The 377-nt window shown below is 54.6% G+C and carries 1 pseudogene; it reads left to right on the top strand.

Annotated features, from left to right (window positions below):
• Positions 1 to 377: pseudogene (locus XpruCFBP8353_RS23135) on the top strand (multidrug transporter); the annotation flags it as partial.

Below are 377 nucleotides of genomic sequence, written 5' to 3'. Positions count from 1 at the left end.
TTGAAGACCATTGAGCCGCTGCTTGCTGAGAAGTATGTGTCCAAATACACCTACCTCACCTACGAAAATGCTCTCTTGGATGCAGAAGCGGAGATCCAGGATGCCCGCGCGCAGCAGTCCACACTTCGTAATCAGCGTGCCGCATTGCTGGGTGAAATCACCGAGATAAAGACAACCGCCAGCAGACAAGCGAGTGAGATCGAGCGTGAGAAGTCCACGATCGAAGATCAAGTGGCCAGAGCCAAGTCCGATCGGCTGCAAACCATCACTTCACCCTTGAGCGGCACTGTTGCAGCAATCTATGCATCCCAAGGTCAGCGCATTGGCACCGACTCGATCATCGCGTCCATCACCCCAAGCGAGTCGGTGTTCGAAGC

This window comes from Xanthomonas prunicola, from assembly GCF_002846205.1.
Lineage (GTDB): Bacteria > Pseudomonadota > Gammaproteobacteria > Xanthomonadales > Xanthomonadaceae > Xanthomonas > Xanthomonas prunicola.
Note: the sequence above shows the minus strand (reverse complement) of the source record. Positions and strands in the feature narration are given on the sequence as shown.